The following is a 2,261-nucleotide window of genomic DNA, read 5'->3' on the forward strand; positions in this document are numbered from 1 at the left end:
TCCAGATGCCACCTGTCATCGCGCCCCGTCGCCGTCGAGCGAATCCGCTTTGCGATCGACAGACCGAATGTCGTCGCCCAGCAGCGCACCATTTCGTACGTGAGCTCGATACCGCGCGCGGCCAGTAACCCCTCGACTATGCGCAAGCTCAGCGGAAACTGGTAGTACAACCAAACGGCGTAGCAGATGATGCCCGGCGGAAACCGGTAGCCCTTGAACGAAACCGGCGCCTCGGCCGGCGGCAGAGGCGCGATAGAAGCTTTCTTCATGCCCCATTATATTCGCCGACTTCTGGAACAACCTGATAGTACCAATTAAGTCTCTATAGAACGGCGTTGATTTTCAAATCACGTTTATTAAACAATATCAGGAGTCAATCCCTTCTCGATGCGAGATGATGTATTTTATATGAATGTATTATCAATATCCAAAATGTGTTTGAAAAACCCATAAACGTCNAATTAAGTCTCTATAGAACGGCGTTGATTTTCAAATCACGTTTATTAAACAATATCAGGAGTCAATCCCTTCTCGATGCGAGATGATGTATTTTATATGAATGTATTATCAATATCCAAAATGTGTTTGAAAAACCCATAAACGTCAATCGATATAAGGGGGAAGCCAGGTTGCGGTGTTTGGAAATATCTGTCGATTTACATCAGAAGCACCTCGGCTCATACTCGGCGCACGAATAAAGGTGCACGGTACGATTGGCGTGAATCTAAAGAGACATAATTAATATGCATCGAAGAGAGTTCGATTGGGCCACTGTTTCGCTTCCCTCCCTAACGTTCCGTTGCGGTGCGCGATGCCCGTTCGCGTTGCCGTCTGCATTATAAACATTCACTTGGTAATTAATTCGTAAGCTATCTCGCACGGCATGGTTCGTGTGTCGTTAGCTGACCTGCCGTGCGGAAATTCGTGCGCGATCTGATTAAAAGATTGGGCGGCGGTGCGCTGACTCGTTGGGCATATTTTCATAATTAACAAAACGGAGGAGATAATGTTTCGCATTCCTAATTTGAGCGCGGCCATGCTGTCTTGCGTGGTGTTCGCCATGCCGTTCTTTTCGGGTTGCGGCGGCGGAGACGATCCGGGCCCGATCAATGTCGCCCAGTGCTCCGGCAGCAGCTGTCCGCCGAGCGGATCGAATACGACGCCCACCACGCCGACCGTGCTGTGTCCCGCAGTGCTCGACTACACCACGACCTATACCGGCGGGTCGGGCAGCGGCGAGTACGTGAAGGTCAAGTTCGACTCGACCAAGAAGACCTACCAGATGCAGTTCGTCGAGTCGTCGGTACCGACCACGGCCGGGCAGATCAATACCACGCGCGCCGGCCTCACAATCAACGGCACGTTCCACAATCCGACCAATCTGCCGACGGCTGAACAGAATCGCTGCGCGGTGGTGCTCGACAATGGCGCGACCGCCGACGGCACCTACGCGATTACCGTCAACCGCGCCGATCCGCCGATGATGTTCATCGGCCAGGGCGTGGTCGGCGGCGGAATTCCAGGTGCGACGATCTCGTTCGCCGGCATCGAGCCGTTCCCCGGCCTCGTCCTCGGCGTAGTGCCGCCGCGCAGCTTCGATTTCTATCCGTTCATCGGCTTCACCAATACGGAAACCGACTTCACCAAGGTCGCAGGGACTTACAACGAAGTCGGCGTGCACGTCAATCCGGCCGGCGGCAATTACCAGAGCAGCACGAATCCGCTGGGCTGGGAGCCGGATGTCATTAACTGGAACGAGACGCTTAACGCGGACGGGTCCTGCACGATTACGCCGGGCAGCGACTATTCCTGTCAGACCACCGGATCACCGTGGTCGCTGCGCAAGAACGCGGACGGTTCGACAGACAGCGTGTTCGTCAGTTTGCCGCAGGCCGGCTCCGCCTATCCGATCGCGGGGCAGTCACTGACGCTTATCCTCGCGCCTAGCCAGGCGAAGGGCATCATGATCGTTGGGCAGCTCAATGGGGTGCTCGTGCCGATCGTGATCCGGGTTGGTTATACGGCGGTCAATGAAAGCAATCCGTTCGCGTCGGTCGCGGACCCGGAAATCGGTATTTCGGTGCTGTCGCCCGCCACGGCGATTGCCGCCAATTCGCTGCAAGGCGGGTATATCGGTGCAACCAGCGCATCGGCCTGCGGCGTCGTGAGCTTCCCGGGCAATCAGGGCTCGCCCGCGACCCCGGGGCCGGCCTTCAATCCCAACATCCCCCACCCGGAACTGCCGGGCGTGTTCTCGGGCA

General features: G+C 56.1%; 1 protein-coding gene and 1 pseudogene. One reads left to right on the plus strand and one right to left on the minus strand.

The features are described from left to right. A pseudogene (locus RZR99_RS32665) lies at positions 1-269 on the minus strand (IS6 family transposase); the annotation flags it as partial. Positions 270-1,006: 737 nt separating this feature from the next. Here RZR99_RS32665 and RZR99_RS32670 point away from each other — a divergent pair. Next, on the plus strand, positions 1,007-2,261 hold a 1,255-nt coding region (locus RZR99_RS32670), incomplete at its 3' end, for a DUF2957 domain-containing protein (RefSeq protein WP_323123810.1).

The organism is Burkholderia alba (assembly GCF_034721475.1).
Classification (GTDB): Bacteria; Pseudomonadota; Gammaproteobacteria; order Burkholderiales; family Burkholderiaceae; genus Burkholderia; species Burkholderia alba.